Genomic DNA, 6,260 nt, shown 5'->3' with positions numbered 1-6,260 from the left:
TTTTTGGTGAGGAAAAATTTCATGTGGTACTACTTTTTCTCTCATCTAGGGTTAATTCTATAGATTATGTCATTAAATTAGAAGGAAGCGATGTACCTTTTGATGATGCATGGGAAGAGAGAATGGAGTATGACGGATTCAATATTGAAATTAAGGATAGTCTGTGGATTTCTGATATCGGTTCTTTTTATACGTTTCAGGAAGAGGAGTATAGCGGTAAGGAAGGTACATACAAAATGCCATATGGAATAATGCGCTTTTATTCCGGAACTGACAACTCGTATCAGACATTGGATGGAAATCGACTATACTCGGGTTTTAAATATGAGGTTCCTTCCGGAAAGTATCTGCTGTCAGTGAAAGGATATGCGCGGAAGCAGGCATTGGAGAGACCGAATTCCAACTTTGGATTCTTATTTTCGCTCGTGAGGGTAGAGGCGTTTGAGGGTTATAAGAATCCGAGGGAAGATACGTATGATTTCAATGTGGCTGGATGTGGTATGTAGGTGGGAAGATTCTGAAGATTTTGCCGGACCTCGGTGAAGCTGGTTTGCTTCGAAACGACTGGAGGCCCGGCGTTGCAGCGTCCGGCCGCTTCCGCCACCTTCTCTTCCGGGATGTCCTGCATGGCCGGGCGTGATTCGAGTTATGGATGAAAGAGGCTTTTGTGAGACGATAGACGGACTTCTATTCGCGATGTGATGTCAGCCTCCCAGCTGCTGAGCCAGCTCCCGTAAGCATTTCTGGATATTATTGCTGTGCACATAGCATAATTTCTGCCGCTTTTCCCTGCCGGATAATATCTTATAGTAGCAGGAATGTGCCAGGACTTCCGTGTTGCATATGATACAGTCCTTTCCCCTTATCATCTTATCGTCCAGGTTGTTCTGGCCCGCAGAGATAAATTGCCATTTCGGGAAAAGCTCCCGCAGCTTATTCTGCCAGTTGGTGTGCCCGCCCACCACGAGCACTTTCTGCGCGCTCCATTCGGACAGCTTTGTCTCAGCGTGGGCTTCCGCGTTCCCTTCCTCCCAGCCTTCGCTCAGGGAATAGAGATAGGAGCGCATTTCCCCCAGCTCCGTCTGCTGCTCGGCTATCTGCTGTTTCTGTCCGGCCGCTTGCTTTTGCAGTCTCCGCAGTTCCTGCTCCTGTTTCAAAATCGTATTCTGCAGCCCGCGTTTTTCTGCAGCAAGCTGCGCCAGCTCCCTTTCTTTCTGCTTTTGCCGCAGGCGGATTTCCTCCTTTTCACGCTGCGTGAGCTGGATCTGCATTCCCGCGTAGTCTTTCGAAGCCAGCAGGGACTGCTCCTCCATCTGCCGGATGTACTTGCAGAGCTGTGCCAGCATCAGCCCTGTGGCATAGGTGCGCTGCGACCACCGCTCACGCTGCCGTATCAGGCATCTGACCTCTTCCTCTGAAAGGTCATATCCCCAGAACTTCCTCGGGCTCATCTGATACAGGCCGAAAACCCGCAGCGCCAGGTCGGACATCTGCTCCAGCCCGCCTTCGCGGAGCATCCCAAGCAGGGAGCTGTGCGAGAAATACTTTTCGTCATATTGCTGGAAAAATTCCGTCTGATCTGTATCGAAATCGTCCAGATCCCCATAGGCCCTCTCCCCGTTCGTCAATTGGTCAATGGCGCTTTCGAAGAAATGGAGCATCACCAGCGTATTATAATCCCATTCATAGGGGATTCCCATGTCCTCGGCCATCACCATCAGCAGCATCATTCTGCTTACCGTAGGCAGCATGGCATTCTCGTCAGGGATATCCCTGCCCAGGATTTCCTTCGCCATCGTCCCAGTTATCACATTCCTTGTTTTGATCTGTCTTTTAATATGGCCGTATCCGGCATAAATTATCCTCATTAGCTGGCGGTAGCAGCCCTCATCCTCCCTGTCCCGGCGCAGCCTGTCCAATAGTCCCAGCAGGAGGCGGGCGTCCCAGATTTGTTCCGCCCGGAAAAAGCCTTCAAAGTATGGGTTTTTATATCCTGACTGCTCATAGCATGCGTAATATTCGTCCCGCTCCGTTATTTCTGCCGCGATTGCGGCCCTGCACCTGTCATTGTTGACAATGCCGTAGACCATTGGATATGTGACATCCAGCTCGATTTCCTCCCCGTTTCGGGACATTGGCAGCGTGTACAGCTCATAAAGCTGGTCGTTCGATTCCTTTTTGAACCTGGCCAGCTTTCCCAGGAACAGCCGGTCAAAAAGCTCCTCCAGGTCCTTCTCATAAAATGTCAGGCTGGCAACCCCCCTGTCCCGCAGGTATAACGCATCGTGCTGCAGCCCGCCAGGCAGTGTACCTTCCTCCAAGCTTTTCACGACCATCTTTACGACTTCCTTGTAGCACAGGCACTGGCGCATGAAAATCGCCTTCCCATTGATTACTTTCCGGATTCCTTCATACACAATAGTTCCTCTCTTCTCTGCCATATGCAATTCTCCCTTCTCCTGTAACATTCCTCAATGATAATTCGGCGATACGCCAATACCATGGCCACGAGCCATGCATGATAAAAAGATTCACTTGACGTGAAAATATCGGTATAAAGATAGTATATATGATTTTCAGGAAAATGCAAGCCTTTTTTGAAATGCTTCCGAAATCCGCCCACGATGTGGCTGCCTTGGAGAAGGAGCCGGGGCTGGTACAGAAGGCAAAAATGCTGTACATATAAAAGCAGTGCCTTTCTTTTGCCCCTGCCGTTTCCGCGCCCCGGCCCAGCGCTCCACTACGCGGAGCATCTTGCGTCCGGTTTCCTCCCGCGCAGATAGCTTTATTCTCTAAAGAAATCTTTATAATTCTTACGGTTTTCTCTTTATACCTCCTCTTTATACTGAAATCATCAAATGAAAGCATAACACGCTGAATGCAAGCGTGAATTCTATTGTTTAGAGGAGGCATATCCCATGTGGCAGTTTTTAAGAGAATACATCAGCGCTCCGAACACGATTGGGGCCATTGCACCCAGCAGCAGGCATCTGGCGGCGGCCATGACGGCTTCTATCGATTTCGAGAAAGCGCGCTGCATTGTAGAATACGGGGCGGGGACGGGCGTATTTACCAGAGAGGTGGCAGCAAGAAAAAGGCGGGACACGACTTATATAGTGATCGAACAGAATGATTGTTTTTATGAGATGCTTCGGAAACAGTTTCAGGGAATGCCGGGAGTGGTGCTGATTCACGGAGATGCCGGAAATGTATGCAGCTTCTTAAGAGAACAGGGGTTTAAGCATGCGGATTATATCATTTCCGGACTGCCATTTACATCACTCCCCCGGCAGGTGTCCCATAGAATACTGTCACAGACCCAAGAGGCTATCGGAGCCGAAGGCGTATTTACCACATTCCAGTATACGCTGCTGCGGAAAGCCTTTCTGGAAAATTATTTCCATATCCGGAGAATCGTAAGGGTCTGGCAAAACCTGCCCCCGGCATATGTGCTGCACATGAAATGATAGTAAATGCCATAGCCATTTTATTAGTGCTTGAAATCCAGCATTGTAATGGAAACTATCCTTGCAATGGAAATCAGCATAGAACGTCAAAACAAAGACTGTAAATCGCTTACTATAAAATGCTGCCCCGGGGAGCAAAGCTCTGCGGATGGTGCGGCATGGACCAATACCAGGAGGTGTCGTTATGTGGTGTGTCTATTTTCTTGTCTGCGTGCTGCTCCCTATCTGTATTCCGGTGCCGGAAACGGCAGTGGTACTGTGGGGAACCAGACGGATCGGCAGCCTGGGAGCTTTTGCCCTTGGGGTCACAGGCTCCGTGCTGGGATTGACGATTATGCATTCCTTATCTTCCCTGATCGTACATCGTATTTTTAAAGGAAAAAAAGAGAGGCGGCAGCTTGCGTGGCTGCAGCAGCTGACGGGGCGGTACCGGGTTTGGATTCTCGGCGTACTGCTGATCGTTCCGCTTGTGTCCGATGAAGTGCTCTGCGCAGGCTCCGCTTTTTTGAAAATATCATTGCCCCAGTTCCTGAAAATTGGTATAATTGCTAAAATCATATCCATCGGCATGATTGCCTTTTCGGGGTTTTTCGGCAGCTTGTGCGGCCTGAGGCGATGGCAGATGATTGCTGTGGAGCTTCTGTTTATGTTCCTTGCCTCGGCGGCTCTGCAGCATTTCTGCAAAAAGGGAGAAGCAAACTATCATGAAAGAATTCATACTGGTTGTTGACGACGATAAAGATATCTGCAGGCTTCTGGGCATCTACCTGGGCAATGAGGGCTACCGGTACCTCACCTGTGAGAATGCGGCCCAGGCGCTGGATATCCTGGAACACTATCAGGTAGACCTGATCCTGATGGACGTGATGATGCCGGGAATCGACGGCATCAGCGCCTGCCTGCAGATAAGGGAAAAAAGCAAAATGCCCATCATATTCATGTCGGCAAAATCAGAAGACATAGACATCATACAGGGGCTCACGGTGGGGGGAGACGATTATGTGACCAAGCCCTTTCAGCCCATTGAGCTCCTCGCCCGCATCAAAGCCCAGCTCCGCCGCTATAAACAGTACAATGAGACGGAAAAGCCGGCGCACACGCTCCAGACGGAGGATCTGACGGTGGACATGGAAAGCCGCCAGGTATGGGTAAGCGGGCGGGAAGTGAGGCTGACGCGCAAGGAGTACGACATCCTGGAGTATATGCTGCGGAACAAGGGGCAGGTGCTGACCATGGCGCAGATTTATGAAGCGGTATGGCATGAAGAATTCTTCTGTTCGGAAAATGCGGTGATGATGCATATCGCCAATCTCCGCAATAAACTGAACTGGGACAATGTCCATTCGGATTTTATCAAGACCTGTTGGGGAAGAGGGTATCAGATATGACGTTATTGCGAATGATTCCAAACTATATTTTAATCAACGGCATTGTCATCGCAGGAACGGTTTTCGTGATTTTCCTGGTTTACAGAAGACTGTCCTCCTCGTACCAAAAACGCCTCACGGCATATTTCCTGAAGGCAGCCTGCGTCTCCCTTGCCATCAGCCTGGCAGTGTTGGCGGTGGTGCTGTCCATGATGCAGCTTCTGCTCCATTCCGGGCTGTGGGATTATTTTCATGATTTGGGCTATAAATACCTCATTGCCGCCGAATATCTCCCGTCGGTGGTGGCAGTGGCGCTTACCGTGATATGCTTTATTGTCTCCTTTTCCGTCAGAATCAACCGCAGGGTCAGGTATGTGGAGTACCTGTCCCAGGAAATCCAGAAGATCCGGGAGGAGGGCTTTGGAAGGACCATGGAGCTGCGGGGGGACGATGAAATCACCCGGCTGTGCGCCGTCATCAACGAGATGTCCGTCCAGCTTCGGGAAAAGGAGGAGAGGGAGAAAAGGCAGCAACGAAGCAAGGATGAGCTGATCACCAATGTGTCCCATGACCTGCGCAGCCCCCTTACCTCAATCATCGGCTATGTGGAGCTGCTGAAGGAGACGGGGCCCGAAGACAGGCAGCGCTTTGCCGAATACATCGAAGTGGTGGAACGGCGTCTGACAGGGCTGAACGGGCTGATCAACGAACTGTTTGAATACACGAAGCTGAACTCCGCCGACCAATTACCGGACATGGAGAAAAGGGATGTGCTGGAACTGCTGCGGCATATCCTCTATGAATATAAAGTCCTTATGGAGGCGGAGGGCCTGACGCTTTCGTGGCAGCTGGAGGCGGAAAGCCATATGGCCCATATCAATACCCGGCAGATGGTGCGGGTGTTCCAGAATCTGCTGGACAACGCCCGCAGGTACGCCCACCGTGCCGCCCCGGTAACCGTGACGGCACAGGACACGGGCCGGCTCCATATCTGTATCACCAACCGGGTGGCGGATCCTCACGGCATTGAGCCCGACCGGATCTTTGAGCGCTTCTACTGTGGAGACCGGGCCAGGAGCGCCCCCCAAAGCTCCGGGCTGGGGCTAGCCATTGTAAAGCGCATCGTGGAGCTCCACGGGGGCCAGGTGGACGCATCGCTGCAGGGACAGGAGCTGTCCATTCATTTGTTTCTCAAATAATGTTTGTGATGATTGCTTCGAAATCCTGCTTTCCGATGCCTATTGTCCTTGCCGTATCTGTGCCCTCATACCTGGTTCCGATGCGATTTTTTCGTAATCTTTCTGCTATCATGATAGCATATATTCTCTCTATCGGCAATCGATAAAAATGGAATTGCATTTCCCATGGTTTTCAGGTAGAATGGAATTGTTTACGAATCACAGGCGTCGGGGATTGGCAGGCAACG

General features: G+C 50.8%; 7 protein-coding genes. 5 read left to right on the top strand and 2 right to left on the bottom strand.

Annotated elements, in window-relative coordinates:
* A partial coding sequence (locus Q2B33_RS22340) for a hypothetical protein (protein ID WP_330687811.1) occupies positions 1 to 506 on the top strand: 506 nt, incomplete at its 5' end.
* 198 nt (positions 507 to 704) lie between these two features.
* On the opposite strand, the gene Q2B33_RS22335 is transcribed toward Q2B33_RS22340, so the two are convergent.
* Positions 705 to 2,441 (bottom strand): hypothetical protein, encoded by a 1,737-nt coding sequence (locus Q2B33_RS22335; protein WP_300567349.1) that lies wholly within the window; start codon positions 2,439 to 2,441, stop codon positions 705 to 707.
* Positions 2,410 to 2,868, bottom strand: a complete 459-nt coding sequence (locus Q2B33_RS22330) for a hypothetical protein (RefSeq protein WP_300815834.1) — start codon at positions 2,866 to 2,868, stop codon at positions 2,410 to 2,412. The genes Q2B33_RS22335 and Q2B33_RS22330 overlap by 32 nt, the downstream gene beginning before the upstream one ends.
* Positions 2,869 to 2,918: 50 nt before the next feature.
* Here Q2B33_RS22330 and Q2B33_RS22325 point away from each other — a divergent pair, with 50 nt between their 5' ends.
* The 4 genes from Q2B33_RS22325 (at position 2,919) to Q2B33_RS22310 (ending at position 6,033) form a co-directional block, all read left to right on the top strand.
* Positions 2,919 to 3,467 (top strand): class I SAM-dependent methyltransferase, encoded by a 549-nt coding sequence (locus Q2B33_RS22325; protein WP_300792068.1) that lies wholly within the window; start codon positions 2,919 to 2,921, stop codon positions 3,465 to 3,467.
* A 148-nt stretch (positions 3,468 to 3,615) separates the two neighbouring features.
* On the top strand, positions 3,616 to 4,197 hold the full coding sequence (locus Q2B33_RS22320; protein WP_300792069.1) for a hypothetical protein: 582 nt from the start codon (positions 3,616 to 3,618) through the stop codon (positions 4,195 to 4,197).
* Positions 4,172 to 4,855, top strand: coding sequence for a response regulator transcription factor (locus Q2B33_RS22315; RefSeq protein ID WP_300567340.1), 684 nt, complete (start codon positions 4,172 to 4,174; stop codon positions 4,853 to 4,855). Before Q2B33_RS22320 ends, Q2B33_RS22315 begins: the two co-directional genes overlap by 26 nt.
* Complete coding sequence (locus tag Q2B33_RS22310) at positions 4,852 to 6,033, top strand: HAMP domain-containing sensor histidine kinase (RefSeq protein WP_300792071.1); 1,182 nt, start codon at positions 4,852 to 4,854, stop codon at positions 6,031 to 6,033. The genes Q2B33_RS22315 and Q2B33_RS22310 overlap by 4 nt, the downstream gene beginning before the upstream one ends.
* Positions 6,034 to 6,260: the final 227 nt, after the last annotated feature.

It is taken from the genome of uncultured Acetatifactor sp., from assembly GCF_948601915.1.
Lineage (GTDB): Bacteria > Bacillota > Clostridia > Lachnospirales > Lachnospiraceae > Acetatifactor.
The sequence above is the reverse complement of the archived record's forward strand: the minus strand, read 5'-3'. Positions and strand labels throughout refer to the sequence as shown.

What these genes read in the sequence shown, in the direction of transcription:
- Q2B33_RS22335 (WP_300567349.1), bottom strand. Translation starts at nt 2,441, where the DNA reads ATGGCAGAGAAGAGAGGAACTATTGTGTATGAAGGAATCCGGAAAGTA.
- Q2B33_RS22330 (WP_300815834.1), bottom strand. Translation starts at nt 2,868, where the DNA reads ATGCTTTCATTTGATGATTTCAGTATAAAGAGGAGGTATAAAGAGAAA.
- Q2B33_RS22325 (WP_300792068.1), top strand. Translation starts at nt 2,919, where the DNA reads ATGTGGCAGTTTTTAAGAGAATACATCAGCGCTCCGAACACGATTGGG.
- Q2B33_RS22320 (WP_300792069.1), top strand. Translation starts at nt 3,616, where the DNA reads ATGGTGCGGCATGGACCAATACCAGGAGGTGTCGTTATGTGGTGTGTC.
- Q2B33_RS22315 (WP_300567340.1), top strand. Translation starts at nt 4,172, where the DNA reads ATGAAAGAATTCATACTGGTTGTTGACGACGATAAAGATATCTGCAGG.
- Q2B33_RS22310 (WP_300792071.1), top strand. Translation starts at nt 4,852, where the DNA reads ATGACGTTATTGCGAATGATTCCAAACTATATTTTAATCAACGGCATT.